Annotated in this window: 28 protein-coding genes; 6 read left to right on the forward strand and 22 right to left on the reverse strand. The window is 61.0% G+C overall.

What is annotated here, in order from left to right; all coding sequences use genetic code 11:
- Window positions 1-37 precede the first annotated feature (37 nt).
- Window positions 38-775 (reverse strand): SDR family oxidoreductase, encoded by a 738-nt coding sequence (locus tag FHT78_RS00100; protein WP_183738821.1) that lies wholly within the window; start codon window positions 773-775, stop codon window positions 38-40.
- Window positions 776-971: 196 nt separating this feature from the next.
- On the opposite strand from FHT78_RS00100, the gene FHT78_RS00105 reads away from it, so the two are divergent.
- Window positions 972-1,583 (forward strand): TetR/AcrR family transcriptional regulator, encoded by a 612-nt coding sequence (locus tag FHT78_RS00105; RefSeq protein ID WP_183738825.1) that lies wholly within the window; start codon window positions 972-974, stop codon window positions 1,581-1,583.
- A gap of 137 nt (window positions 1,584-1,720) precedes the next feature.
- Here the strand turns inward: FHT78_RS00105 and FHT78_RS00110 are convergent, their stop codons facing one another.
- From FHT78_RS00110 to FHT78_RS00135, 6 genes are all read right to left on the reverse strand, one after another.
- Window positions 1,721-2,290: an AAA family ATPase gene (locus FHT78_RS00110; RefSeq protein WP_183738828.1), complete on the reverse strand. Its 570-nt coding sequence runs from the start codon at window positions 2,288-2,290 to the stop codon at window positions 1,721-1,723.
- A 156-nt stretch (window positions 2,291-2,446) separates the two neighbouring features.
- Window positions 2,447-3,757 (reverse strand): ATP-binding protein, encoded by a 1,311-nt coding sequence (locus tag FHT78_RS00115; RefSeq protein WP_183738831.1) that lies wholly within the window; start codon window positions 3,755-3,757, stop codon window positions 2,447-2,449.
- Window positions 3,754-4,431 (reverse strand): response regulator transcription factor, encoded by a 678-nt coding sequence (locus FHT78_RS00120; protein WP_183738834.1) that lies wholly within the window; start codon window positions 4,429-4,431, stop codon window positions 3,754-3,756. The genes FHT78_RS00115 and FHT78_RS00120 overlap by 4 nt, the downstream gene beginning before the upstream one ends.
- The gene (locus FHT78_RS00125) at window positions 4,428-5,003 is read right to left on the reverse strand and encodes a cytochrome b/b6 domain-containing protein (protein WP_183738838.1); all 576 of its coding nucleotides are present in this window, start codon (window positions 5,001-5,003) and stop codon (window positions 4,428-4,430) included. The genes FHT78_RS00120 and FHT78_RS00125 overlap by 4 nt, the downstream gene beginning before the upstream one ends.
- 3 nt (window positions 5,004-5,006) lie before the next feature.
- The gene (locus FHT78_RS00130) at window positions 5,007-5,273 is read right to left on the reverse strand and encodes a PepSY domain-containing protein (protein WP_183738841.1); all 267 of its coding nucleotides are present in this window, start codon (window positions 5,271-5,273) and stop codon (window positions 5,007-5,009) included.
- Window positions 5,274-5,398: 125 nt separating this feature from the next.
- Window positions 5,399-5,770 (reverse strand): NIPSNAP family protein, encoded by a 372-nt coding sequence (locus tag FHT78_RS00135; RefSeq protein WP_183738844.1) that lies wholly within the window; start codon window positions 5,768-5,770, stop codon window positions 5,399-5,401.
- Between the two features lie 47 nt (window positions 5,771-5,817).
- Between FHT78_RS00135 and FHT78_RS00140 the strand changes: the two genes are divergently transcribed.
- The 3 genes from FHT78_RS00140 to FHT78_RS00150 all read left to right on the forward strand — a co-directional run bounded on the left by FHT78_RS00140 (window position 5,818) and on the right by FHT78_RS00150 (window position 8,012).
- Window positions 5,818-6,033, forward strand: coding sequence for a hypothetical protein (locus tag FHT78_RS00140; protein WP_183738846.1), 216 nt, complete (start codon window positions 5,818-5,820; stop codon window positions 6,031-6,033).
- A 201-nt stretch (window positions 6,034-6,234) separates the two neighbouring features.
- A complete protein-coding gene (locus tag FHT78_RS00145) occupies window positions 6,235-6,939 on the forward strand; it encodes a DNA helicase (RefSeq protein ID WP_183738849.1) in 705 nt (234 codons plus the stop codon).
- Window positions 6,940-7,376: 437 nt separating this feature from the next.
- A complete protein-coding gene (locus tag FHT78_RS00150; RefSeq protein ID WP_183738851.1) occupies window positions 7,377-8,012 on the forward strand; it encodes a DUF1062 domain-containing protein in 636 nt (211 codons plus the stop codon).
- 69 nt (window positions 8,013-8,081) lie between these two features.
- On the opposite strand, the gene FHT78_RS00155 is transcribed toward FHT78_RS00150, so the two are convergent.
- The 3 genes from FHT78_RS00155 to FHT78_RS00165 form a co-directional block, all read right to left on the reverse strand.
- The gene (locus tag FHT78_RS00155) at window positions 8,082-8,615 is read right to left on the reverse strand and encodes an NUDIX hydrolase (RefSeq protein WP_246715013.1); all 534 of its coding nucleotides are present in this window, start codon (window positions 8,613-8,615) and stop codon (window positions 8,082-8,084) included.
- 136 nt (window positions 8,616-8,751) lie between these two features.
- A complete protein-coding gene (locus FHT78_RS00160; RefSeq protein WP_183738856.1) occupies window positions 8,752-9,756 on the reverse strand; it encodes an inorganic phosphate transporter in 1,005 nt (334 codons plus the stop codon).
- Window positions 9,756-10,400, reverse strand: a complete 645-nt coding sequence (locus FHT78_RS00165; RefSeq protein WP_183738859.1) for a DUF47 domain-containing protein — start codon at window positions 10,398-10,400, stop codon at window positions 9,756-9,758. The genes FHT78_RS00160 and FHT78_RS00165 overlap by 1 nt, the downstream gene beginning before the upstream one ends.
- Window positions 10,401-10,512: 112 nt before the next feature.
- Between FHT78_RS00165 and FHT78_RS00170 the strand changes: the two genes are divergently transcribed.
- On the forward strand, window positions 10,513-11,067 hold the full coding sequence (locus tag FHT78_RS00170; protein ID WP_183738862.1) for an NUDIX hydrolase: 555 nt from the start codon (window positions 10,513-10,515) through the stop codon (window positions 11,065-11,067).
- 14 nt (window positions 11,068-11,081) lie between these two features.
- Here FHT78_RS00170 and FHT78_RS00175 read toward each other — a convergent pair whose 3' ends face one another.
- The 11 genes from FHT78_RS00175 to FHT78_RS00225 all read right to left on the reverse strand — a co-directional run bounded on the left by FHT78_RS00175 (window position 11,082) and on the right by FHT78_RS00225 (window position 20,260).
- Window positions 11,082-11,924 carry an isocitrate lyase/phosphoenolpyruvate mutase family protein gene (locus FHT78_RS00175; protein WP_348644687.1) on the reverse strand — a complete coding sequence of 281 codons (843 nt, stop codon included), beginning with the start codon at window positions 11,922-11,924 and terminating at the stop codon, window positions 11,082-11,084.
- Between the two features lie 106 nt (window positions 11,925-12,030).
- The gene (locus FHT78_RS00180; protein ID WP_183738867.1) at window positions 12,031-12,792 is read right to left on the reverse strand and encodes an ABC transporter permease; all 762 of its coding nucleotides are present in this window, start codon (window positions 12,790-12,792) and stop codon (window positions 12,031-12,033) included.
- A complete protein-coding gene (locus FHT78_RS00185) occupies window positions 12,789-13,715 on the reverse strand; it encodes an ABC transporter ATP-binding protein (RefSeq protein WP_183738870.1) in 927 nt (308 codons plus the stop codon). Before FHT78_RS00185 ends, FHT78_RS00180 begins: the two co-directional genes overlap by 4 nt.
- Before the next feature lie 425 nt (window positions 13,716-14,140).
- Complete coding sequence (locus tag FHT78_RS00190) at window positions 14,141-14,722, reverse strand: cation transporter (protein ID WP_183738872.1); 582 nt, start codon at window positions 14,720-14,722, stop codon at window positions 14,141-14,143.
- 274 nt (window positions 14,723-14,996) lie between these two features.
- On the reverse strand, window positions 14,997-15,287 hold the full coding sequence (locus tag FHT78_RS00195) for a hypothetical protein (RefSeq protein WP_183738875.1): 291 nt from the start codon (window positions 15,285-15,287) through the stop codon (window positions 14,997-14,999).
- A 7-nt stretch (window positions 15,288-15,294) separates the two neighbouring features.
- Window positions 15,295-15,531, reverse strand: a complete 237-nt coding sequence (locus FHT78_RS00200) for a hypothetical protein (protein ID WP_183738878.1) — start codon at window positions 15,529-15,531, stop codon at window positions 15,295-15,297.
- Window positions 15,532-15,761: 230 nt separating this feature from the next.
- Window positions 15,762-16,127: a cytochrome C oxidase subunit IV family protein gene (locus FHT78_RS00205; RefSeq protein ID WP_183738881.1), complete on the reverse strand. Its 366-nt coding sequence runs from the start codon at window positions 16,125-16,127 to the stop codon at window positions 15,762-15,764.
- A 7-nt stretch (window positions 16,128-16,134) separates the two neighbouring features.
- Entirely contained in the window at window positions 16,135-16,854 is a 720-nt protein-coding gene (locus FHT78_RS00210) for a heme-copper oxidase subunit III family protein (protein ID WP_183738884.1), read from the reverse strand.
- Between the two features lie 11 nt (window positions 16,855-16,865).
- Window positions 16,866-17,585, reverse strand: coding sequence for a cytochrome c oxidase subunit 3 (locus tag FHT78_RS00215; RefSeq protein WP_183738886.1), 720 nt, complete (start codon window positions 17,583-17,585; stop codon window positions 16,866-16,868).
- On the reverse strand, window positions 17,582-19,351 hold the full coding sequence (gene ctaD / locus FHT78_RS00220) for a cytochrome c oxidase subunit I (protein WP_183738889.1): 1,770 nt from the start codon (window positions 19,349-19,351) through the stop codon (window positions 17,582-17,584). Before ctaD ends, FHT78_RS00215 begins: the two co-directional genes overlap by 4 nt.
- A gap of 90 nt (window positions 19,352-19,441) precedes the next feature.
- A complete protein-coding gene (locus tag FHT78_RS00225) occupies window positions 19,442-20,260 on the reverse strand; it encodes a cytochrome c oxidase subunit II (RefSeq protein WP_183738892.1) in 819 nt (272 codons plus the stop codon).
- Between the two features lie 408 nt (window positions 20,261-20,668).
- Here FHT78_RS00225 and FHT78_RS00230 point away from each other — a divergent pair, with 408 nt between their 5' ends.
- Window positions 20,669-21,925: an arsenic transporter gene (locus FHT78_RS00230; protein ID WP_183738895.1), complete on the forward strand. Its 1,257-nt coding sequence runs from the start codon at window positions 20,669-20,671 to the stop codon at window positions 21,923-21,925.
- A 125-nt stretch (window positions 21,926-22,050) separates the two neighbouring features.
- Here FHT78_RS00230 and FHT78_RS00235 read toward each other — a convergent pair whose 3' ends face one another.
- Window positions 22,051-23,832, reverse strand: coding sequence for a methyl-accepting chemotaxis protein (locus FHT78_RS00235; RefSeq protein ID WP_183738898.1), 1,782 nt, complete (start codon window positions 23,830-23,832; stop codon window positions 22,051-22,053).
- Between the last annotated feature and the right edge of the window lie 136 nt (window positions 23,833-23,968).

Below are 23,968 nucleotides of genomic sequence, written 5' to 3' on the forward strand. Positions count from 1 at the left end.
GCGCGCCGTCGTTTTTCGTGTCAAGCGGCGGAGGAACTCAATTCCGCCCGCCATTCGCCCTGATCACCTGCCCATTGACCCAGCCGCTTTCCGCACTCGCGAGAAACGAGACGATGCGAGCGATATCCTCCGGCTGCCCAAGCCGGCCGAGTGGGATTTCGTTCGTCAGGTGCTGGATCAGCTCCAGGGAGCGGCCGGCGAGCAACAGTTCGGTCGCGACAGGCCCGGGCGCCACGGCATTGACGGTGACGCCGCGGTGGCCGAGTTCCTTGGCGAGGATATGCGTCATCGCTTCCACCGCCGCTTTGGTCGCCGTGTAGACGGCGTTACCCGGCGAATAATGGCCGATGATGCTGGTGGAGAGATTGATGATGCGGCCGCCGTCGCGCACCCGTCTTGCACCCTCGCGCATGCCGTTGAAAGTGCCGGTCAGGTTGACGGCGATCAGGCGCTGATAGTCTTCGTCGCTCACGTCGGAAAGCGGGCCGAAGGTGGCGACGCCGGCATTGTTGACGAGCACGTCGACGGTTCCGAACTCCGCTTCCGTGCGCTGGAAGAGGTCGGCAACCGCCCCTGAGTCCGAGACATCGGCGCGGAGCGCGAGCGCCCTGCCGCCGCCTGCCGCGATGGCCGCGGCCACCTCTTCGGCCTGCCCAGCGCTTCCCGCATAATTGACGACCGTCCGGAAGCCATCGGCTGCGAGCCGTCTGGCAATCGCCGCACCGATGCCCCTGGATGCGCCGGTGACGATGGCGGTCTTGATCTCGTTCGACATGTGTCATTCTCCGTTCTGTTCCGGCTCAGGAGATCGCAGGCACGCCAAGGCGTATGCGCCTCACCGGCTCCGGTGACGCGTCAAATGAACTCGACCTCGTTGTGCTGCCCGATCGCTTGTGCGCTTGATCCGACGTCGGTAATGTGAGCGATAACTCGCTTTCCCGCTACTCGCATTTCAAGGCCCGTTTTCAGCGATGTCCGAAAGCCGCTCCGCGCCCAGAAAAGCGCCCAAACAGGCCCGCTCGCTTGCGACGGTCAACGTGATCGTCGAAGCCGCCGCTCGCATTCTGGAGGAGCGCGGCCATGAGGGTTTCTCTACCAATGCGGTGGCCGAAAGAGCCGGAGTCAGCGTCGGCTCGCTCTATCAGTATTTCCCGCGCAAGGATGCGCTGATCGGTGCGCTGATCCTGCGCCAGACCATGTCACTGATCAGAGATGCGGAAAGTGCTGCCGATCAATCGACGGGCGAAGCGGCGCTCTCCGCCCTGATCGCCCCATGCGTTCGCCAGCAGCTTGAACGCCCTGCTCTTGCCCGTCTGCTGGACTATGAAGAAGCGCGCCTGCCGCTCGATGCGGAGACCGAGCAGGTCAAGCGCCGCTTCTTCGAGCTCACCCGCGAGGCGCTGCTGCGGCCGGACATGCCGGCGCAACCCGATATCGATGTTGCGGCGCGCGATGTGGTAGCGATCGTCAAGGGCATGATCGATGCCGCCGGCGAGCATGGCGAGGAGGACAGAAACGGGTTGACGCTGCGCGTCAAACGCGCCGTCATCGGCTATCTCAGAGCTTCACCGGAAGGCGGATAATCCCGGAACCAGATTTAGATCCGGATAAAAGACCCCTCGGCCCGGGAGCAGGACCGAGGGGTCTTCATTTGCAGGATAAACGCGGCGATCGCTGGGAACGACGAACCTTCGGGAGGGAACAAGGCTGCCGCGTTGCATCAGGAACGACAAGGATCGCGCTTGGTTCCCAGAAAATTGTCAGCCGCCAGCCTGCGCAGCAGAAAATCCGCGCGGGTTTCAACGTCTGTCTTCGGCAGGATGACGAGTTCATAGCCGATTTCAGGATAGGCCGCAGTCAGCCGCTCGTATTCGGCAACCGCCTCCTCGAAACCATGCCGCCGCTCGGGATCATTGACATAGATCTCCGGCCACGGCGGCGTCAGAAACACCGTCTGGTAGTAACGATGCCGATCCCGGAGGGTCTCCAGCACCGCTTCTCCGGTAGCGGCCTGCAGCGCGGCGGCGGCATCGATCAGACCGCGATCGAAAAACGTCCAGCCCGCCTGCGTCTCTGCCAGCGCCTGATCATCGAGCGCCATCGCGATCGCGCGTCTGGCAAATGCCACCGGATCGACCCAGGGCAAGGCCGCGCCCTGCCCGGCCAGCTCCTCTTTCACGATCCGCCGTCCGGGCTCCTCGACGGTGGCGTAGCCGCGCCGGGAAAGCTCTTCGAGCAGAGTGGATTTCCCGCCGCCGGAGCAGCCGGATATGACGACTAGTTTGATCATGGATATCTCCAATCAGTGACAAGGATGAAATGCCGGGCCGGAGCGCCACGAGTCCGTTACGCCACCGGCGCTTGAGTGCTGAGAGGGATTGGGATTGCGGGGCCGAACCGCCTCATCGCTGCGCGAAGCATGAGGATACGCCACCCGTTTGGAAAATCAGGAGCCGATTTCCAGATCGAAGGCGTGGCCCCGCTGGGAGCCGGAGCAGCGCAGTGAACCCCGATGAATCGCGGCGATGCGCTCGACGATCTTGAGGCCGATCCCGAGGCCGTCGCTTTGCGTGGCAAAAGTGTTGACGGCGGCGGGATGCTGATCCTCGACTCGAATACGGCCATTGGCAACACGCACGATAATGGCGGTACGGATAGGCGTATGGCGCACGGCATTTTCGATCAGGTTGCGCACGGCATCTTTGAGCAGGGCCGGCACACCCTGCACGATGGCGGCATCGACCTGCGCGGAGAATTCCAGCGAATGGTCGTTTTCGTAGACCCAGGGGGCAAGCTGTTCCACGACGCTGGATGAAAGCTCGACGAGATCGACCTCCTCGAACATGCCGTGATCGAAGGTATCCAGCCTTGCGAGGGCGGTGATCTGGCTGACGAAGCGCACGAGATCGTCGAGGTCCGCCTCCGCCTTGCGCGCCCGCGGATGGTCGATATGGCCAAGCTCCAGCTTGATCGCCGCAAGCGGCGTGCGCACCTCGTGCGCGATGCCCGATGTCAGGATCTTCTGGGATTTCATCAGTTCGCCGACACGTTCGAAGGCCCGGTTGACGGCCTCGGCGAGATGGGCGATCTCCCGCGGCATATCCTGGAATTGCAGATGCGAACGGGAATCCATCGGGTCGATCCGTTCGGCCGCTTCGGCCGCGATCCGCACCGGCTTCAGCGCCTGGCGCACGGAAAGCAGGGTGGCGCCAAGCACGAGCACCAGCAGAATGCTCATCGGCACGATCATATGTTCGATCACCTCATTCCAGAGGACATCCGATACGACATCCTGCGGATCTCCCATCGTCGCGACATCGACGAGGAAACGCCGTCCGCCGATCGTGAACGCGCGCCCGCCCACCAGCGTCAGCGGTTTGCCGGCTTCCAGCGACCGCAGCCAGAAATCCGGAGGGTTCACGTCCGGCGGCAGGAAACGGCTTTCGCAGGCGGCGTCGCAGGACTGGAAAACAAACCCGCCATCGGCCTCGCGGATGCGGGCCACATAGCCGGTCTGCGCCTGCCCGTAGCGCCCCTGGACGCTCTCAGGAAGCCAATAGCGGACGGCGCCGTCCTCCACTGCGATGCCGGAGGCCAGCCGTTCGGTCTCCTGCTCTACGAAGAGCCGTGAAAGCTCCCCCACATTCCAGTAATAGTCGGAGAAGATCACGGCGAGCTGCACCACCATGGCCAGCACCGCGAAGAAGGCGATACGCCGGGCCAGGATCGCGCCCAGTGTCGGCGACCGGCCGCTCATGCGCGCGCCTCCCGCATCATGTATCCGACACCTCTGACTGTCTCGATCAGCACCTTTGTCGGATGTCCTTCGAGTTTCTTGCGCAGCCGGGAAACGGCAAGCTCGACGGCATTGCTGCTGCGCTCATCTCCGAATTCCGAGAACGCATGCTCGATCTTCGGCTTGGGCACAACCTGGCCGCCATTGCGCATCAGAAGTTCGAGCAGCCCTTTTTCGGAGGGCGCAAGCGCAATCTCGGTACCCGCACAGACCACCCGGCGCGAGGCCACATCATATTCAAGTGCGGCGAATTCCAGGACGGGCATGACGGTAGCCGGCGCGCGCCGCGTCAGGGCGCGGATGCGGGCGATCAGCTCACCGTTGTGAAACGGCTTTACGAGATAATCGTCCGCGCCGGCATCGAGCCCGGCGATGCGTTCGTCGATCGCGCTGCGCGCGGTCAGCACCAGAACCGGCATCTGAATCCTTGCGGCCCTGAGCGACCTGAGAAACGCGATCCCGTCCTCATCAGGCAGGCCGAGATCGAGAAGCAGCAGGTCATAGTCCGCTTCCTGCAATGCGAGCCGCCCCTCCTGCGCGAGCGCGAAGGCATCGATCTTCCAGCCGACATCGTGGATGGCTTCGCAAAGCAGCTCGCGAAGCCGGGAACTATCCTCGATCAGCAGTATCCTCATGCCCTCTTTCGACCCGTGACCATCGACCAGACGAGGTTTTCCTTGTGTCTCCAGCTTTCGACGATGGCCGCACCCGCATGGATGAGGGCAAGCACCATGATGCCGTTTGCGATGGTGCCATGCAGCTTCTCCAGCCACTTCTCGCCCCAGAAGGCATCCAGCGTCGTCATCCAGCCGGTTAGCGCCGTTGCCGCCAGCAATGCCATCAGGGCAAGCATCATAACCGATGCCAGCGGGTTGTGACCAAGATAGCGTCTCTCGTTGCCGTCGATCATATCGAGGATCTGCTCCATCACCCTGCGCGGCGTCGGCAGGAAATCGGAAAAGCGAGCGTGTTTTGTACCGGCGAAACCCCAAATGATGCGAATGACAATTGCCGCAGCCACGATATAACCCGTGATGCGGTGCCAGTATTTGCCCTCTTCGAGGATGAAGAGATTGAGCGCGCAGGCCGTAACGACAGTCCAGTGAAACAGCCTGACGACCGGGTCCCAGACCCTGATTGTCTCCGTGGCGGCTTCGGAGGGCTCTTGGCCCTCCTCCTCCTTCTTCTTCAATGAGATGGCGGACATCGCTCAATCGCCCTTCTGGACAATCTCGCCGGAAACCGGATTGAAATAGACTTCGGCGCGCTCGCCGTTCTTGTCCTTGCCGTAGATCTCGTAGCAATTGCCGGTGACCTCGAAGGTTTTGATCTTGTAGCCCATGGCCTCGATCTTCGCCTTCATGGCCTCCTCGGACATCCACTTGGATTTCGGCTCCTTCGTGCAGCTTGGGCTCGCGAGCGCCAAGGCCGGCGAGAGCGACAGGATTGTAAGAGCGGCGATCAGTTTCAGCTTCATGATTTTACCCTTTTGCTGCGGCCCCTAGCGGGCGACGACAATCGGGTAGCGCGACGAAGCTGTCTGTTTGCTGTCGGGAATTGCAGACTGATCTCTTTCAGCCGGCGGATACTGAGCTCTCCGCCCTATTTGCTACGCGGCAGCGGCCGCAGGAACAGGCGCTCGTAACTCTTGAACGGCGGATCGGCGCCGAAGCGCGCGTTGGCTGCGATACTGTCGGGATCTGCAGCGACATTGGCGCGGTAGCTGAGATAGGTCTCCTCATCCGGAAAGGTGAAGAGCGCTATCGCAATATTGCCTGCCCCATCCGCCCCGGCGCCGGGAAAACTCAAGCCTGCACCATCGGGCTTTTCGCGCGGCATGAAATATCCGTGATGTGTTCCGCCATAGCGCTCGATGAGCTGCATCCAGACTTCGGCATAGGCTTCGAATTCGGCGCGTTTGTTCGGATCGAGGCGGTAGCGCACCTCGCAGGTAACAGGCATGGTCGACTTCAAGGAAATTCCTCCCATGTCAGCATATAGCTCATAAGAGGACGCCGGCCATGCACACAGTGCCAGATCTGACGGAATTGCAGGAAACGCGGCTGCGTATGGAGGTCAAATACCTGCCCGCCTCGCCGTTCCGGCGGAGTTATGAGCGGCTCTGCAGGCGCTTCGAGGAGGATCTCGCCGATGAACGGGACCGCCTGCTCAGCCAGTGCGCAAGCCTGATGCTGATCAAATTCATTCAGGAGGATATTGCAGGTGTGACGGATTGATGCCGGCTCTGAGCCCTAACCGGTCCGTCATTCCAGCTTGCCGCGAATCGCGCCGCCCGCTACCTCTTGGGCAAGGCTCGACCCAAGCCTCCTCCCTCCATCCGGGAAAGCATCGTCCATGCGGGGCAATCCACCATCGAACCATCTGTTCGAGCACCGCATAAGGAGGGGTTGCGTTTCCGGCTCGCAATGGAGGTTTGAATGAAACTGTCTGCACCCATCTACCAGCTGAAGCGCCGGGCGAAATTGCTGGCGCGTACCGACACGATCCCGCTCCATCAGGCGCTCGATCGCATCGCGCAGGAGGAAGGCTTTACGGCCTGGAGCTTGCTTTCTTCCCAGCATGAGTCAACTGCATCTCCCATGCTGTCGCAGCTTGCTGATGGCGATCTGCTGCTGATTGCCGCCCGCCCCGGCCACGGCAAAACCCTGCTCGGCCTGCAACTTCTGCTCGATGCCGTCAGGCAGGCCCGAAGGGCGACCTTCTTCACGCTCGAATATACCGAAGCGCAGACCCTGCAGCGCCTGCATGCCCTGCCCGAAGGCCACGTGCTGGGCGAAAAGATCGAGATCGTCACCTCGGACGAGATCAGCGCCGATTACATCATGCGCCATCTCGCGGGCGCGCCCAAAGGCACGGTTGCCGTCATCGACTATCTGCAGATCCTCGACCAGCAGCGCATCAAACCGAGCCTTTCTGAACAGGTGACCGCGCTTCGCAGCTTTGCCCGCGAAACCGGCATCGTGCTGGCCTTCATCTCGCAGATCGACCGGTCCTTCGAGGCCGACGGTAAGAGCCTGCCGCGTCTTCAGGATGTCCGCCTGCCGAACCAGCTCGATCTCAGGCTGTTCACCAAGGCCTGCTTTCTGCACGATCGCGAAATCCAGCTTCAGCGCGTCGGCTGAACCGGAAATCGGGGCCGGCGCCCTGCCTGAGCTGTCATGGCGGGCAATGGCAGAGCTCTGCTCGCGTGATCTTAGGCAGAAAGTTGCAGAAATGCCGCAGACGACAGTTCCCTCTCGTGGACTGCGGTATGACACTCCCGTTCGGCCGGATCATTTGCTATCCCTGCGCTCGAAGAGCATGGGCGCATCGAGGTAGACTTTGCCTAAGTAAGAACCGGTCTCAATCCAGTTTCACCCGTACGACCTGATGGCGGCAGCTGTCGGCGTATGAATGCGTTCATCGGGTGGCGGCAAGAGACCGGTTTGGCATTGTTCCGATCGCCAGCGCAGCTCCGCTGTCTCTGCTCTTCAGCCACCCCAAAGCATCGCCACACCGCGCCCTCAAGGCATTTCTCTCGCGCCATCTTGGTGGACTTCCGAACGGAAGACCAAGACTTATGTGCGATACTTTACGGGTCCGATGGACCGTTACGCCGAAAACCGCCCCCCAGCCCTGGATCGCCTGTGGCGGATGCGGCGGATTGAGAGCCTTTCAATCCAGTGACAAGATCAGGCTGAATGCCAACGGCCGCAAGCTGGATGCCTGGCTCATCTACAAATGCCTCACCTGCGACAAGACCTGGAACCGGCCACTCTTCGAGCGCCAGAACGTCCGCGATATCGATCCGGCCACTCTGGAAGCGCTGCAATCCAACGATATCAGATGGATCCGGACGGAAAGCTTCAACCTCGATGCCTTGAAACGCAAATCGCAGCGCATCGACGAATTCCCGGAATTCGATATTGCGAGAGAGGTGCTGCGAGAGACTGCCGGCTGGACGCGGCTGGAAATCGAACTGGTGGTACCGTTGCCTGCGGGCATACGCCTCGACCGTCTGCTGGCATCCGAGCTGAGGCTTTCGCGCACGCGGCTCCAGATGCTCCACGAGAGAGGTCTGCTCGGGACGAGCTCGGATCGCGCCGACATCCTGCGGCGGCGTATCAGGACCGGTATCGAAGTGGTGATCGATCTTGCGACCGTCGCGGATCGCGAGCTCTCCTGGGGACCTCTGGCAACCGGCAGTCCCAGGTAGCCTATTGCGCGAAGGCCCGTATGCCGGGCCTTCGCCACTCCATGGGGCATTCCACAGAAATGGGGGCAGTCAGTGTGAGGCCGGCGACGTGGCGAGCGACACCGCCGGCTCATGCACCGGTCGCCGACCGGTGATCCGCCGCGGCTTCAGCCGGTCCTGCGATGTCAGGGGATTGTCCGCGTCGATGGAGCGGAAGAGCGCCTGCAGCTCAGGCTCCTCGACAAGCAGCGCTGCCTCTGCCGGCGAAATCCAGATCTTCTGCCTCTGGGCATATTCGCGGAAATGCGCCGCCTCGCTCGCCAGCCGCAACAGATGGATCGAAACCGTCAACGGCGTCTCATGATCTTTCAGGTAGGTGTAATAGCCGAGCGGCTTCTTCCTCACCTTGCCGATGATCCCGGCTTCTTCGAAAGCCTCGCGCTGAGCACACCGATAGGGCTTTTCCCTCCGCTCCGGATAACCCTTGGGGATCACCCATCGTCCGGTATCTCGGCTGCTGATCAGCAGCACGCTCAGCCTTCCGCCCCTCTCGACGCGGCAGCAGATGGCACCGCTCTGGTCAACCCAGCGGCCGCCCGCCTTTGCCGGGATTTTCTTGTTCAATTCAGATAAATGCCTGGATGGATGCATAGTCCGCTCGTTGTCTCCTTCTCCTTGCATGAAGAATAGAGCACAACGCCGAATCGAAAATAGCGACCCCTAAAATTAGGGTATCCGATGCATGAGCAAACCCTTGCCCTCAGGCAAACAGGTTTGCAATCCCATAGCAGGCGGCGGCGATAGCGGCGGCAGCCGGCATGGTGATGATCCAGGCAATGACGATATTGCCGGCAATACCCCAGCGCACGGCCGAAAGACGCCGCGCCGCGCCGACGCCGATGATCGCGCCGGTGATCGTATGCGTCGTCGAGACGGGGATGCCGAGCCACGTCGCACCGAACAGCGTCAGCGCCCCGCCGGTTTCGGCGCAAAATCCCTGCATCGGGTTGAGCCTCGTGATCTTCGAGCCCATCGTGTGAACGATCCGCCAGCCGCCGAAGAGCGTGCCGAGCGCCATGGCCGACTGGCAGGAGATGACGACCCAGAGCGGCACATGAAAGCTCCCGCCGAGATGACCCTGGCTGAAGAGAAGAACGGCGATGATGCCCATCGTCTTCTGCGCATCGTTGCCGCCATGACCGAGCGAATAGAGCGATGCCGAGACGAACTGCATGAAACGGAAGGTGCGGTCGACGGCGAACGGCGTCTGGCGCACGAACATCCATGAGACGACGAGCACGAAAAACAGCGCCAGCAGGAAACCGATTGCCGGCGACATGACGATCGCACCGACTGTCTTCAAGAGGCCACTCCAGACGATGGAACTGAAGCCGACCTTCGCAAGTCCGGCCCCGACCAGTCCGCCGACCAGCGCATGCGACGAAGACGAGGGAATGCCGAACAGCCAGGTGACGATGTTCCAGACGATCGCCCCCATCAGCGCCGCAAAGATCACCTGCGGCGAGACGATTGAGGGATCGATGATGCCGGTGCCGAGGGTTTCGGCGACATGCAGGCCGAAAAACAGAAATGCGATGAAGTTGAAGAAGGCCGCCCAGGCGACGGCATATTGCGGCCTCAGAACCCGGGTGGAAACGATCGTCGCAATCGAATTCGCCGCGTCATGCAGTCCGTTCAGGAAATCGAAGAACAGGGCCACACCGATCAGGCCGATCAGCAGCGGAAGGGAGAGAGTGGCTTCCATCAGACGTTCTCGATGACGACGCCGCTGATTTCATTGGCCACGTCCTCGAACCGATCGACGATCTTTTCCAGGTTGGAGTAGATCTCGCTGCCGATCATGTAGGCCATGGCATTGCCGCTGGCACCATGCCTGCGATAGAGGTCCTTCAGCCCCTCGTCATGCAGTTCGTCAGAACGGCCCTCGACCCGCGTGATCTCCTCGGCGATCGCCGACAGCTGATGGGCATTGGCGCCGATCCTGTCGAGCAGCCCGATCGCCTGCTGCATCAGGCCGGCAGCCTTGACGATCTCGCCGCCCAGTTCCCGCATCAGCGGATCGAAGCTCGATTGCTCGAAAAGCCGTATGATCTTCACCGTCTTGTGCATCATGTCGATCGCATCGTCCATGGACTGGATCAGATCCTTGATGTCGCCACGATCGAAGGGCGTGATGAAGCTGCGGCGGATGGCGAGCATTACTTCGCGAGTGATTTCGTCGGCCTCGTCCTCCAGGGCGATAATGCGGTCGCAATTCTCCTGAACCGCCTCGCCTTTCAGGAGCTTCTCCATTGCCTCGGCTGCCGCCACGACGGTTTTCGCATGCCTGCAGAACATCTCGAAGAAGCGGTCCTCCCGCGGCATCATCTTACGAAACACGCTCATCATATCAGGCGATCCTTCCCTGTGCGGGCGACGGTCATCGGAGACTGTCATAAATGTGTCATAAAGCGTCGCAGGCAATTGATCGAAAAAGTAAAAGTTGACAATGCTTGATGTCATGAAATCCAGCAAAAAAGGTGCAAAATCTCGCACCGGTCCATCGAGACCCCTGTTGAAGCAGCTTGCAGGACGGCCGGAGAAGCTATTCTCCGGCGCCTTTCGCCAGCAATATGGCGCGCTCTGCTTCCGCTATACGAACCCCGGTGCCGAGACCGACCACCCCGAGATCGAAGTCCTCGTCGTCACCACGCGTGACAGCCGCCGCTGGATCATTCCCAAGGGCTGGCCGATGAAAAAGAAGAAGCCGCATGAGGCGGCCGCTACCGAGGCCTGGGAGGAAGCCGGCGTGCGCGGAGCCGTCAGCAAGCAGCCGGTCGGCCGCTATACCTATCTCAAGGAGCTCGATGACGGCGACGTCGTTCCCTGCATCGTCGATATCTTTCAGATCGAGGTGGCGCACACCCAAGAGCAATTCCGGGAAGTCGGCCAGCGCGTGCTGGACTGGGTGAGCCCGGACGAAGCAGCCCGGCGCGTACGCGAACTCGAACTGAAATCCCTGCTCGTCGATTTTCGCCCCCGGTCTGGCAAGGGGCAGCGCAAGAAGAAGGGCTGAGACGTAGAGCAGCCCTACTCCCGGTCGCCCCGCTTCTCCTGCGACATAAGCTGGCTGAGCGTTGCCGCCAGGATCGCATCGGCGGCATAAGTGAAGGTGCCCGATGATTTCACCTCCTCGGCCGCCCGCAGCAGTGCACCCAGTGCGGCGCGCGCAAAGGACCCGCCCACACTCACACGGCGCACCCCGGCAGCCGAGAGTTCGGTAACGCGATAGCGCGGCCCCTTCAGCCCCATCACGACATTGACGGGCTTGTCGACGGCGGCGCAGACCGTTCTGATCGCTTCGATATCAGGCAGGCCGGGCGCATAGAGCACATCGGCGCCGGCTGCCGAGAAAGCCTGCAGCCGCCTGATCGTGTCATCGAGATCGGGACGCTCCCACAGAAAATTCTCCGCCCTTGCCGTCAGCAGGAAAGGCAGTGTCCGCGCCGCTTCCGCCGCGGCCTGCACACGCTCGACGGCCTGTGAGAGATCATAGATCGGCCTTGCCGGATCGCCGGTTGCGTCTTCGATCGATCCGCCGACCAGCCCGGCAGCAGAGGCCAGCCGGATCGTTTCGGCGCAGATCTCGGGCGCGGCACCGAACCCGTCTTCGAGATCGGCGGATACGGGAAGATCGGTCGCTCCGACGATCTCCGCGGCATTGTCGAGGATCTCGCCGCGCGTCAGGCTGGCAAATGAATCCCGCTTGCCCTTGGAAAAGGCATAGCCGGCGCTGGTCGTTGCCAGGGCTTCGAAACCAAGGCCTGTCAGGATCCGCGCCGAGCCAGCATCCCATGGGTTCGGAATGACGAATGCCTCATCCCGCTGATGCAGCGCCTTGAACCGCTCGAACTTCGTCTGTTGCTCCGCCACGACTCTCCTCCTCCGCATATGACAGCTAGGTCAGACTAGCATCCGCGAACAAAATGTGAACGACTTTGTACTGTCTATACAGTTTTTGCCGATGGCGGTCCGCCGATCAGTTGCGTAGCCGATAGCCCGTCTTGAAGATCCAGCCGAGCGTGCTGAGACAAATCACCAGAAACAGCGAAATCATGCCGAGGCTGACCAGCGGGTTGACGTCAGCGATCCCGTAGAAACTCCAGCGGAAGCCGCTGACGAGGTAGAGCACCGGGTTGAAATGGCTGACGGCCTGCCAGAAGGGCGGCAGCATGTTGATCGAGTAGAAGCTGCCGCCGAGGAAGGTGAGCGGCGGTACGACGAGCATCGGGATCAAGTTCAGCTGTTCGAAATTCGTCGCCCAGATGCCGATCATGAAGCCGAACAGACTGAAGCTGATTGCCGTCAGCAGGAAGAACAGCACCATCATGAAGGGGTGCTCGATGCGGACATCGACGAAGAGATTGGCAGTCAGGAGGATGATGGTGCCGATGATCAGCCCCTTGGTGGCCGCCGCCCCGACATAGCCGATCAGGATTTCCGTCATGGCGACGGGGGCCGACAGGATCTCGTAGATCGTGCCGGTGAATTTCGGAAAATAGATGCCGAAGGAGCCGTTGCCGATGCACTGGCCGAGCAGCGTCAGCATGATCAGGCCGGGCGTGATGAAAGCACCGTAGGAGACGCCCTCCACCTGCTGGATGCGCGAGCCGACGGCAGCACCGAAGACGATGAAATAGAGCGAGGTGGAAATGACGGGGGAAACCACGCTCTGCAGCAGCGTGCGGCGCGTGCGCGCCATCTCGAAATAGTAGATCGACTTGATCGCCTCGAAGTTCATCTTGCGGCTCCCACCAGCGATACGAAAATGTCTTCGAGCGAGCTCTGCCGCGTCGAGAGATCCCGGAAATGGATGTTGTTCTCGCCGAGGCGCGTCAGCAGCGATGCGACGCTTTCGTGCTCGTCGCGCGTATCGAATTCGTAGACCAGCCGGTTTCCCTCTGCCTCGATCGACAGGCCGTTGCCGGCAAAACAGTCCGGCAGCGTGTCGAGCGGATCGTTGAGTTCGAGGATAAGCTGCTTGCGGCCGAGCTTGGCCATCAGCGCCTGCTTGTCTTCGACCAGCAGCAGCTCGCCGCCATTGATGACGCCGACGCGGTCGGCGATCTCTTCGGCCTCTTCGATGTAGTGTGTCGTCAGGATGATGGTGACGCCTTCGGCACACAGCCGCTCGACGACCTTCCACATATCCTTGCGCAGCGTCACGTCGACGCCGGCTGTCGGCTCGTCGAGGAAGAGGATGGAGGGTTCGTGCGACAGCGCCTTGGCGATCAGCACGCGCCGCTTCATGCCGCCCGAGAGCTGGCGCAGCGTATTGTCCTTCTTGTCCCAGAGCGACAGGTCGCGCAGCACTTTCTCGATATGGGCCGGCTTGGCCTTCTTGCCATGCAGCCCGCGCGAAAAGCTCACTGTGTTCCACACCGTCTCAAACTGGTCGGTGGTCAGTTCCTGCGGCACGAGGCCAATCAGCGTGCGCGTGGCACGGAAATCCTTCACCACATCGTGCCCGTCGACCACGACCGCGCCGCCGCTCGGATTGGCGATGCCGCAGATGATCGAGATCAGCGTTGTCTTGCCCGCCCCGTTCGGCCCGAGCAGCGCCAGGATTTCGCCGCGCTCGATTTCGAGGTTGATGCCCTTCAGCGCCTGGAAGCCATTTGCATAGGTCTTGGTGAGATTCTGGACGGAAATGATCGGTGCCATAGGGGCTCTTTGCGGATATCAGTCGAATTTGGCCCGCTATATAGTCCCATTATGAAGCTTTGACATCCCGGCGGGTCTGAACACTGAATTCACACCATTGTCCCATCCGCCGATCCTATCAGGCATCGGACGCTATCGCGGGTCATCTGCCGGGTGAAAGAAAATCACCTCCCGGCTTCCCATGTCATCAATCGGTGATGTTCATCCCCCATAAACACACGCGAGGACAGCATCGGCTCCCGCCCGCCGCCACCCCTTTGCGGAGCCGCCCCTTCGGCGATCTCGTTACGCCTCTCTGCTGACCTCGGCATTGTAATGAAATTTATTGTCAGTCACGAAATGCAAGGAACCGGCCCAGTATCCCCTGTTCAGCCGTGTTCGTCTAAGCCGGCCCCTGGCCGGCTTCTTTTTTGTCGAAGCACAGCCTACGGCACGGCTTCATGCTCCTCCCGCGCCGCTTCCCAAACTTCCTTCGCCGCATCGAGGTTGATAAGCGCGATGGCAAGCCCGACGACGAGATCGGGCCAGATCGAATGCCAGAGATAGGCCGTCACCAGACCGGCGGCGATGATGGCGATATTGGCGGCTGCATCGTTGCGGGCCGACAAAAACGCAGCCCGCGTCAGCGAGCCGCCGGCATGGCGGTGGGCGGCAAGGATATAGGCGCAGAAGAGATTGACGGCGAGCGCCCCGAGACCCGCAAGCGACAGCTGCACGGGCAGCGGCGGCACCGGATGGACGATCTTGCCCCACGCCGTCACCAGGAAGGCGAGCGCCGGCACGAGCAGGATGCCTGCCATGCCCATGCCGACCCGCGCCCGGCTTTTCGCCGACCATGCCATGGCAAAGAAGATCAGCAGATTGACCGAGGCATCTTCGAGAAAATCCACGCTGTCGGCGAGCAGCGAGACGGAACCGATCGCCAGTGCTACCGCAAATTCCACGCCGAAATAGCCGAGATTGAGAAGCGCGACCGTCATGACGGTGCGCCGAAGAGCCTGTTCCATGCTGCTGTTCCCTATCCGATGGCGTCTCGTCCGAAGCCCCTCGCCTTAACCCGACCAAGGTCGAGGGACGTGCATACGACGCCTTGGAGAGTGCGGAGACGTTTACGACATACCTCTTCTCCCCGCCGGGGAGAAGATGCCGGCAGGCAGATGAGGAGGCTCCGGGCGCAAACGGACCTTTTCAAAACCCTCCCCCTATGACACTCGTTGCTCGATCTTGGAGAGGTTTGAAACAGGGTCTTTAAGCTGAACAGGAGAAGCGAAGAGAGCCGCTTCAGTCGTTGACGCTCTCGAGGATATCGTCGAAAAGCCGCTCGGCATAGCGCATCGTTTCGATCTGCTCTTCCGGCGAAAGCTTGTGTGCAACGCATTCCGCCCGTATCGCGGTCCTGAGCTTTGCCAGCAGGGCTGCCTGTTCATAGGGCGTGAAGGCACCATCGCGAACGGTGATCTTTGCGATCGTTTCCAGGATGGCGATACGGCCTTCCACCTGTCTTGCCGAGCCGACATAGAACGGCCGCGGCGGGCGGAGGTTACGGCGCGGAAATGCTACGATGTTGCTCATAGCCCGCTCACAGGGCTGGTGTCTTGAAATCGGAGCCTGACAACATGGTGTGCAGCTTGTATTCGCTGTCGGCACCCTGCCGGTAAAGGTCGATTGTCACACGAGCGAGTTCACGCGCCTCAGTGCAGTCGCGTGACCAGCCGCGCTCCGCGCAAAGCCGGTCGAAGGCCTTCTGCACGATCGCAAGTTCCACAGCGCCGATCCAGCGGTCCGCAGGTGCATCCGTTCTGATCTTCGGTTGCATGATCTCCTCCCGATCGCTCCATAAAGATGCTGCCAAACGCATGAATGTGGAGAGAGTTCCACACAAAATGCGGAACGCAAAAATCTTCCTTCAGCTCCCTCGCACGCCTTGGTTTACCGCCTGAAAGCGTCCCCGCCTGCCGCCGGAAAAGAAAAATTGTGCGTTAAAACTCTTAGGAATCGTCCAACCCGCGCTTGTAGATCGGTCTCCCGCCTGACGGCCCGCGCCTCCTACGGCCCGGCCCCGAAGAACGCGAGCCGGGTCAGGATCGTATAGTCCGCTTCCGATACCATCAGGGCCACAAAAACCAGCACCAGGAGCGGCGGCAGCAGGATCGCGTAGACCAGCGCCAGCCGTTCCCAGGCCATGTGCATGAAGACGGCGACGATCAGGCCTGCCTTCAGCATCATGAACACCAGGATCAGCGTCCACCTGAGATAGCCCTGGATGCCGAGATAATCGACCATGTAGGAACCGGCGCTGAGCACGAAGAGCAGGCCCCAGACGAGGAGATAGAGCCGGATCGGGTGCTGCTGCCCGCTATGTGTTTGAGCAGGCGCCGTCTGGCTTTGTGCATGCGCCGTTGTCTCGCTCATGACGACCTCACCACAGATAGAAAAACGCGAAGATGAAGACCCAGACCAGGTCAACGAAGTGCCAGTAGAGGCCCATGATCTCGACGGCCTCGTAGCGGCCCTTTCGGCTGGTGAAGAAGCCGCGGCGTTCCAGATCGAAATCGCCACGCCGGACCTTGCGGGCAATGATCAGCAGGAAGATGACGCCGATGGTCACATGCGTGCCGTGAAAGCCCGTGATCATGAAGAAGGTCGATCCGAACTGCGCCGCCCCCCACGGATTTTCCCAGGGACGCACGCCTTCGGTGATCAGCTTCGTCCATTCGAAGGCCTGCATGCCGACGAAGGTTGCCCCGAGAAATGCGGTCAGCAGCATCAGGGCCGCGGTCCTTCCGCGTTCGTGGCGATAGCCGAAATTGACCGCCATCGCCATGGTGCCGCTGCTCGAGATCAGCACGAAGGTCATGATCGCGATCAGGATCAGCGGAACGTCCTGGCCGCCGATATGGAGCGCGAAGACCTCACTCGGATTGGGCCAGGGGACCGGCGTCGACATGCGGGCGGTCATATAAGCGATCAGAAAACAGCCGAAGACGAAAGTGTCGCTGAGCAGAAAGATCCACATCATCGCCTTGCCCCAGGAGGCGGTCTTGAAGGCGCGCTGATCCGAGCTGAAATCGGCCGCGACACCACGCAGGCCTGGTAGCCCGACGCCGGGCTCGCCATGTGTCTGGACGGGATGTGCCATCTGCAAATCTCCTAGTTCAGTAGCGTACGGCAGAGATCGACGAAATCATTCGCCCAGCCGGCAAAGAGCGCGAAGAGCAGAAGCCAGACGGCGAGCATGAAATGCGAATAGATGGCCGAGAGATCGACGCTGAGCCGCAGCCTTTCGGGCTGGACATCGGCTGAAAATGCCCTCACCGTCGTATGCGAGAGAACGGCAAGCCCGCCCAGAATATGCAGGCCGTGCAGGCCGGTGAGCATATAGAAGAAGCTGTTGGCGGGGTTGTCGGCAAGCACGTAGCCGGCCGCGTCAAGCTCCCGCCAGGCCTGGATCTGGCCGACGAGGAAGAAGACGGCAAGAGCAAGCCCTGTCACGAGCGCCAGCCGCAGGCTTTCCATGCGGCCGTGCCGGGCTTCGCGTCTGGCCCATTGCAGCGCAACGCTGCTCAAAGCGAGTGCTGCGGTATTCACCCAAAGCAGGCGCGGAATCGGCATCCCCCACCAGTCGGCGGAGGCCATGCGCATGAAATAGGCGCTGACGGCAAGGCTGAACAGCGCGCCGACGACGCCGAGAAACACGAAGAGGCCGAGTTTGACCGCCGGCACCGGTGACAGCTGCCGGCCGGTATCGTCATGCGCCGGCACCTGCACAGACCCTGTTTCAAGCCAGGGCTTCGAGGTCAGCCGCTGCCCGGAGAGCCACCAGATGATGATGACGGCCACCGCGGCAAGGAAGATCAGCATGACGTTCATGCCGGAACCTCCCGTGTGACGCCGCCGCTTGCCGGCACATTCTGCGGAATGAAATCCTCCGCCGCTCCCGGCACGCTGTAATCATAGGCCCAGCGGTAGACGACAGGCAGTTCCCTGCCCCAGTTGCCGTGCGCCGGCGGCGTCTGGGGCGTCTGCCATTCGAGCGTCGTTGCCCGCCAAGGATTGCCGCCTGCCTCCCTGCCCCGGAAAAGGCTCCAGACCAGATTGAACAGGAAGACGATTTGGGCAGCCCCGACAATCAGCGCCATGATGGTGATGAAAATGTTCAGCGTATGGGCCGAAGGCGGAACGAAGGCTGTCTCCCCCATCTCGAAATAGCGGCGCGGCACGCCGAGCAGGCCGAGATAATGCATCGGGAAGAAGATGGCATAGGTGCCGAGGAAGGTGATCCAGAAATGGATCCGTCCGAGCGTCTCGTCCAGCATGCGTCCCGTCACCTTCGGATACCAGTGATAGATCGCCCCGAAGATGACGAGGATCGGCGCGACCCCCATGACCATGTGGAAATGCGCGACGACGAACATCGTATCCGACAACGGCACATCGACGACGACATTGCCGAGGAACAGACCGGTGAGCCCGCCATTGACGAAGGTGACGATGAAGGCGAGCGCAAAGAGCATCGGCAGCGTCAGGTGGATGTCGCCGCGCCACAGCGTCAGCACCCAGTTATAGACCTTGATCGCTGTCGGCACGGCGATGATCAGCGTCGTGGTGGCGAAGAAGAAGCCGAAAGCCGGATTCATGCCGCTGACATACATATGGTGCGCCCAGACGACAAAGCTCAAGGCTCCGATGATGACGATCGCCCAGACCATCATCCGATAGCCGAAGATGTTCTTGCGCGCATGCGTGCTGATCAGGTCCGAAACGATGCCGAAGGCAGGCAGTGCCACGATATAGACCTCCGGATGGCCGAAGAACCAGAACAGGTGCTGGAACAGGATCGGGCTTCCGCCGCCGTGCTGCAGCTGCGTGCCCATCTCGACGATGGCAGGCATGAAGAAGCTGGTGCCGAGCAGGCGGTCGAACAGCATCATGACGCAGGCGACGAAGAGGGCCGGAAAGGCCAAGAGCGCCATCACGGTCGCGGTGAAGATGCCCCAGACGGTGAGCGGCATGCGCATCAGCGTCATGCCGCGTGCCCGCCCCTGCAGCACCGTCACCACGTAGTTCAGGCCACCCATGGTGAAGCCGATAATGAAGACGATCAGCGAGGTGAGCATCAGGAGGATGCCCCAGTCCTTGCCGCCGGGCGTGCCTGACAGGACGGATTGCGGCGGATAGAGCGTCCAGCCGGCTCCTGTCGGGCCGCCGGGCGCAAAGAAGCCGGCGACCAGGATCAGCACCGCAAGCAGATAGATCCAGTAGCTCAGCATGTTCGCGTAAGGAAATACCATGTCGCGCGCGCCGACCATCAGCGGGATGAGGTAATTGCCGAAGCCGCCGAGGAAGAGCGCGGTGAGCAGATAGATCACCATGATCATGCCGTGCATGGTGATGAACTGGTAATAGTGGTCGGCATCGATGAAGGAGAGAGCGCCGGGAAAGGCAAGCTGGATCCGCATCAGCCAGGAGAGCACCAGTGCCACCATACCGATCGAGATGGCGGTAATCGAATATTGCACGGCGATAATCTTCGCATCCTGGCTGAACACGTATTTCGTCCACCAGCTGTGCGGATGATAAAGCTCGACATCCTCGACTTCGGCGGATGGGATGCTGCCGGATGGAATCTCGACCATGATCTCTCTTCCCTTCCTTCCCGATGCGGCCTCCGGCTGTCATCTGCCGGTTGCCAGCCGGCAAGTGGCCTTTGGCCACTTTCGCCGGCTTCAGTTTACCGGCGGCGGCTCTCCCGATGACGCCGTAAGCTGGGTGAATGTCTGCTGCTGATCGAGCCAGGCCTGATAGTCCGCCGTTTCGTCGACCACGACGGTCCCGCGCATCTGCGGATGACCGACACCGCAGAGTTCGGCACAGAGGATCTCGAAGGTTCCCGTTCGCGTCGGCGTGAGCCAGAAATAGGTGACCATGCCGGGGATCATGTCCATCTTGGCACGGAATTCCGGCACGTAGAAATCGTGGAGCACATCCACGGAGCGAAGCAATATGTGGACCGGCTTACCGACAGGCAGATGCAGCTCGCCGCCCTCGACGATGAGGTCGTCGAGGCCGTTCGCGTCGTTCTTGTCGAGGCCGAGTGGGTTCTCAGGGGTAACGTCGCGCGTCTGCGCACGGCCGAGCTTTCCGTCCGCGCCCGGCAGGCGGAAGCTCCATAGCCATTGCTGGCTGACGACCTCCACCGATGCGGCATCGGCAGGCACCGTGATGAATTGGTTCCACACGAAGAGCCCCGGCGCCAGCATGGCCGCGACGCCGACCGCCGTTCCCCCTGCCAGCAGCAGCTCCAGCCTGCGGTTCTCGGGCTCGTAATGCGCCCGGTTGCCCGGCTTGTGCCGGAAGCGGAACACGCTATAGGCCATGAAGGAAATCACCGCCACGAAGACGATGCCGGTGATCCAGAAGGTGATGACGAGCGTGCTGTCGATATAGCTCCAGTTGGATGCGATCGGCGTCCACCACCACGGGCTCAGCACATGGAACAGCACGGAGCCGACGACAACAAGGACGAGAACGAGTACAACAGCCATTTCCGCCCCTCCCTGGGCCGACCGACCGTAAAACTGCACTCCGCAAATCTGCTGTTTATTATCGCACAGATAGAAAATATGGCAATTACGGCGTTTCAGGGCGCATTTGGGGACGCGTCCTGCGCTTTTGGTTGAAAGTGTGTGGCAACCTGAGGGCTTGGCGCCACGCACGCTCGACCGCTTGCCTGGCAAGGAAGAGCACCTAATTCGCCTGATCACGAAGTGCCGGCTGTGAGGACGCGGCCTCCCAAGGATGCCGCGGTATCCTCTTTATCACGAAAGTTTGGCATGCCTTTCGCCGGTCCATTGTTGCCGATGCTTGCCGGAGCATGTATCCGGTCGCCGAAAACCTAGTCCCAACACGGTCCGAGGCCATACTGTACCTCGCAGCCAACAAGCATGAGCCGAATGACTGAAAATGCCATCGTATGGGGTATCGCCGGGCTTACCGCGGCTGGCGTGGTCGCCCGGCCGTTCCGCTGGCCGGAGGCGATCTGGGCTGTCCTTGGTGCCCTTGTCCTGGTTGCCTTCCAGCTGATCGGACCTGTCGATGCCGCGGCAGGCATCGCTAGGGGCATCGACGTGTACCTTTTCCTGATCGGCATGATGCTTTTGTCCGAACTCGCCAGGAGAGAGGGCCTGTTCGACTGGATTGCCGCCATTGCGACCTCGTATGCCAAAGGGTCCCCCAGGCGCCTTTTCGTGCTCGTCTATCTCGTCGGCCTCGTTGTGACGGTTTTTCTTTCGAACGACGCGACCGCCGTCGTGCTCACCCCTGCTGTCTATGCAGCTTGCCGAGCGGCCCGGGTTCGGGACCCGATGCCCTATCTGCTCGTATGCGCCTTCATTGCTAATGCCGCGAGCTTCCTGCTGCCGATCTCGAACCCAGCCAATCTCGTGATCTTCGCCGGCGGTGAAATGCCGCCTTTGTCACGCTGGCTGTCGACATTCCTCCTGCCGTCGATCGCTTCCATCGTCGCGACCTTCATTTGCCTCTACTGGACGCAGCGGCGCACCCTCTTGGAAGAAAACCTTGCCGCCAAAGCGGAACGACCGGCCCTCACCCGCAGTGCAAGCCTTGCAGGCTGGGGAATCCTGGTGACCGCCGTCATCCTTGTGGCAGCGTCAGCGATGCATGTGGATCTTGGTGTTCCAACATTTCTTGCAGGAACGATCACCACGGCACTGGTTCTCACGCTGACGCGGCAGAGCCCGGTCGAGACGATAAAGGGCATAAGCTGGAGCGTCTTGCCCTTGGTGGCCGGCCTGTTCGTGATCGTGGAAGCGCTCGATCGGACAGGTGTGACGGGCCTTCTCTCCGGCCAGTTGGCCTCCCTAGCTTCGGCATCAGAGGCGCAGGCCGTCGGGGTGGCCGGGGTGTTCGTCGCCGTGATCTGCAATCTCGTCAACAATCTTCCAGCCGGATTGGTTGCCGGCAGTGCAGTCCAGGCGGCACACGTCTCGGATAAGGTTGCGGGTGCCGTCCTAATCGGCGTCGATCTCGGACCCAATCTCTCTGTGACGGGATCGTTGGCGACGATTTTGTGGTTGTCGGCATTACGCCGCGAAGGTCTCGATCTTGGCAGCTGGAGATTTTTAAAGCTTGGGGCGGTGGTGATGTTTCCCGCGCTGATCCTGTCTTTGGCTTCCCTTATCTTGCTCTGACGAACCGCCTGCGCTAGGTCTGCCAAGCCATCTGTCTTTATAAGATCAGGGGTCGGGCCTTATCGGCTCGACCCCTGAGAAAACTCGCCATTGTAGCAGGACCGGACGAAGTTCCCGGTACCCGATCAGAACTCTTCCCAACTGTCCGCCGGACGGGCACCGCCACCCGCTGCGACCTTGAGCTTGGGAGCCGCGTGCTCGGATGAGGCGCGCGAGGACGGCAGCGCCATTGCCCGCCCCACTTGCCGCAGCGCCGAAGTCTGGACCGTGCCGACGCTGAATTGCGCAATCAGCGTACGCAGACGGCCCGCTTCTTCAGCAAGCGCATTGGAGGCCGCATTCGATTGCTCGACCATGGCGGCATTCTGCTGGGTCGTCTGGTCCATGGAGTTCACGGCGGAATTGACTTCAGCGAGACCCGTCGACTGCTCCTTGGCAGAGGTAGCAATCGCCTCCATGTGATTGTTGATCTCGATGATGAAGCTTCCGATTGTCTTCAGTGCCTCTCCGGCATCGCGCACGAGCTTCACGCCGCTTTCGACCTCGGAGGTGGAATTCTGGATGAGCCCCTTGATTTCCTTGGCGGCCTGCGCCGAGCGTTGCGCCAGCTCCCTCACCTCCTGCGCGACGACCGCAAAGCCCTTGCCCGCCTCCCCGGCGCGCGCAGCTTCCACACCGGCATTCAGCGCCAGCAGGTTCGTCTGGAAGGCGATTTCATCGATTACGCCGATGATGTTGGAGATCTGCTGCGAGCTCTCCTCGATCTTTCGCATCGCCTCTTCCGCATGTGAAACCACTTCGGCAGACTTTGCCGCAGATTGATTGGCCTGGCTTGCGACACCGCGGGCCTCTTCGGTTCGCTTCGTCGAACTGTTGACGTTGGCGGTGATTTCGTCGAGAGCGGCCGCCGTCTCCTCGAGGGACGCTGCCTGTTGCTCTGTCCGCTTCGACAGATCGTTGGCGCCCGCGGCAATCTCCCGGGTGCCGGAATCGATCCGTGCCGTCGTGTCGGCCACGGACCCGAGGGCCGTGCCGAGTTTGCCGACAGCTTCGTTAAAATTGCTCCTGAGGCTTTCGAAGTCGGTTGCGAAGGGCTGTTCGAGGCGAAAGTCGAGTCTGCCCTCGGCAAGCTTGTTCAGCGACGAACCGATTTCGGTGACGGCAAAAACCCGGTCCGTGACGTCGGTGGCGTATTTCACCACTTTGGTGACCTTTCCGTGCTCGTCGGGGATCGGGTTGTATGAGGCATTCAGCACGACCTTCTTGCCGTTCCTACCGACGCGCGTGAACTCCTGCGCCTGAAACCGGCCGCTTCTGAGCTCGCTCCAAAACTCCGCATAGTCGGGACTGGCGGCATAGGACCGGTCGACGAACATGCTGTGATGCTTGCCCCGGATCTCGTCCAGCGAGTAACCCATCGTCTTGCAGAAATTCTCGTTGGCTGTGACGATCTCTCCGTCCAGGGTAAACTCGATAATGGCCTGCACGCGGCCGATCGCAGCCAGCTGGTTCTGATAGTCGAGATTGAGAAGACGCTCCTTTGCGTCAGCCCACTCCACCACGAATGCTCTGGGCTTTCCGCCCTCCATGACCGGAGTAACGTGAAGGTCGAAGCTATGGCTGCCCACACGGATGGTTGCACTGTGGGGCTTGGTCAGCCGCGCGAGCATGTCGCGCTGGTGCGACGGATTCTTGTGAAAGATGTCGATATTGCTTCCGATCAAAGTATCGACGGCAAAGCGCGGCAGTTCCTTCTTGAGGTCCTGTTCGGCCGCCGTCAGTAGCTTGCGGACAGCGCCGTTCATATAGATGATGTTCAGCTTGCTGTCGGCAATCATGACATTTGCCTTCAGGCTTGCCAGTGCTGCCAATTGAGCCTTGGTATTGCCGCCGATCATTCCAATCATTTCGCTCCTTTCGAAGCCGTAGCTTCAAGTTGAAATTTCGAGCGATCGACGGTTCAGCTGAACTCCATTTCTCGCATGTGCAAATATTTGCACATGCCGATTAATCGTCGTTTAACGTTAATTTCGCGGATATCCA

It is taken from the genome of Rhizobium sp. BK196, from assembly GCF_014193255.1.
In the GTDB taxonomy this organism is placed as follows: domain Bacteria; phylum Pseudomonadota; class Alphaproteobacteria; order Rhizobiales; family Rhizobiaceae; genus Rhizobium.

Excerpts from the sequence above, each read along its gene's own strand:
- FHT78_RS00100 (WP_183738821.1), bottom strand. The coding sequence starts at position 775 with ATGTCGAACGAGATCAAGACCGCCATCGTCACCGGCGCATCCAGGGGC.
- FHT78_RS00105 (WP_183738825.1), top strand. The coding sequence starts at position 972 with ATGTCCGAAAGCCGCTCCGCGCCCAGAAAAGCGCCCAAACAGGCCCGC.
- FHT78_RS00110 (WP_183738828.1), bottom strand. The coding sequence starts at position 2,290 with ATGATCAAACTAGTCGTCATATCCGGCTGCTCCGGCGGCGGGAAATCC.
- FHT78_RS00115 (WP_183738831.1), bottom strand. The coding sequence starts at position 3,757 with ATGAGCGGCCGGTCGCCGACACTGGGCGCGATCCTGGCCCGGCGTATC.
- FHT78_RS00120 (WP_183738834.1), bottom strand. The coding sequence starts at position 4,431 with ATGAGGATACTGCTGATCGAGGATAGTTCCCGGCTTCGCGAGCTGCTT.
- FHT78_RS00125 (WP_183738838.1), bottom strand. The coding sequence starts at position 5,003 with ATGTCCGCCATCTCATTGAAGAAGAAGGAGGAGGAGGGCCAAGAGCCC.
- FHT78_RS00130 (WP_183738841.1), bottom strand. The coding sequence starts at position 5,273 with ATGAAGCTGAAACTGATCGCCGCTCTTACAATCCTGTCGCTCTCGCCG.
- FHT78_RS00140 (WP_183738846.1), top strand. The coding sequence starts at position 5,818 with ATGCACACAGTGCCAGATCTGACGGAATTGCAGGAAACGCGGCTGCGT.
- FHT78_RS00145 (WP_183738849.1), top strand. The coding sequence starts at position 6,235 with ATGAAACTGTCTGCACCCATCTACCAGCTGAAGCGCCGGGCGAAATTG.
- FHT78_RS00150 (WP_183738851.1), top strand. The coding sequence starts at position 7,377 with ATGTGCGATACTTTACGGGTCCGATGGACCGTTACGCCGAAAACCGCC.
- FHT78_RS00160 (WP_183738856.1), bottom strand. The coding sequence starts at position 9,756 with ATGGAAGCCACTCTCTCCCTTCCGCTGCTGATCGGCCTGATCGGTGTG.
- FHT78_RS00165 (WP_183738859.1), bottom strand. The coding sequence starts at position 10,400 with ATGATGAGCGTGTTTCGTAAGATGATGCCGCGGGAGGACCGCTTCTTC.
- FHT78_RS00170 (WP_183738862.1), top strand. The coding sequence starts at position 10,513 with ATGAAATCCAGCAAAAAAGGTGCAAAATCTCGCACCGGTCCATCGAGA.
- FHT78_RS00180 (WP_183738867.1), bottom strand. The coding sequence starts at position 12,792 with ATGAACTTCGAGGCGATCAAGTCGATCTACTATTTCGAGATGGCGCGC.
- FHT78_RS00185 (WP_183738870.1), bottom strand. The coding sequence starts at position 13,715 with ATGGCACCGATCATTTCCGTCCAGAATCTCACCAAGACCTATGCAAAT.
- FHT78_RS00190 (WP_183738872.1), bottom strand. The coding sequence starts at position 14,722 with ATGGAACAGGCTCTTCGGCGCACCGTCATGACGGTCGCGCTTCTCAAT.
- FHT78_RS00195 (WP_183738875.1), bottom strand. The coding sequence starts at position 15,287 with ATGAGCAACATCGTAGCATTTCCGCGCCGTAACCTCCGCCCGCCGCGG.
- FHT78_RS00200 (WP_183738878.1), bottom strand. The coding sequence starts at position 15,531 with ATGCAACCGAAGATCAGAACGGATGCACCTGCGGACCGCTGGATCGGC.
- FHT78_RS00205 (WP_183738881.1), bottom strand. The coding sequence starts at position 16,127 with ATGAGCGAGACAACGGCGCATGCACAAAGCCAGACGGCGCCTGCTCAA.
- FHT78_RS00210 (WP_183738884.1), bottom strand. The coding sequence starts at position 16,854 with ATGGCACATCCCGTCCAGACACATGGCGAGCCCGGCGTCGGGCTACCA.
- FHT78_RS00215 (WP_183738886.1), bottom strand. The coding sequence starts at position 17,585 with ATGAACGTCATGCTGATCTTCCTTGCCGCGGTGGCCGTCATCATCATC.
- ctaD (WP_183738889.1), bottom strand. The coding sequence starts at position 19,351 with ATGGTCGAGATTCCATCCGGCAGCATCCCATCCGCCGAAGTCGAGGAT.
- FHT78_RS00225 (WP_183738892.1), bottom strand. The coding sequence starts at position 20,260 with ATGGCTGTTGTACTCGTTCTCGTCCTTGTTGTCGTCGGCTCCGTGCTG.
- FHT78_RS00230 (WP_183738895.1), top strand. The coding sequence starts at position 20,669 with ATGACTGAAAATGCCATCGTATGGGGTATCGCCGGGCTTACCGCGGCT.
- FHT78_RS00235 (WP_183738898.1), bottom strand. The coding sequence starts at position 23,832 with ATGATTGGAATGATCGGCGGCAATACCAAGGCTCAATTGGCAGCACTG.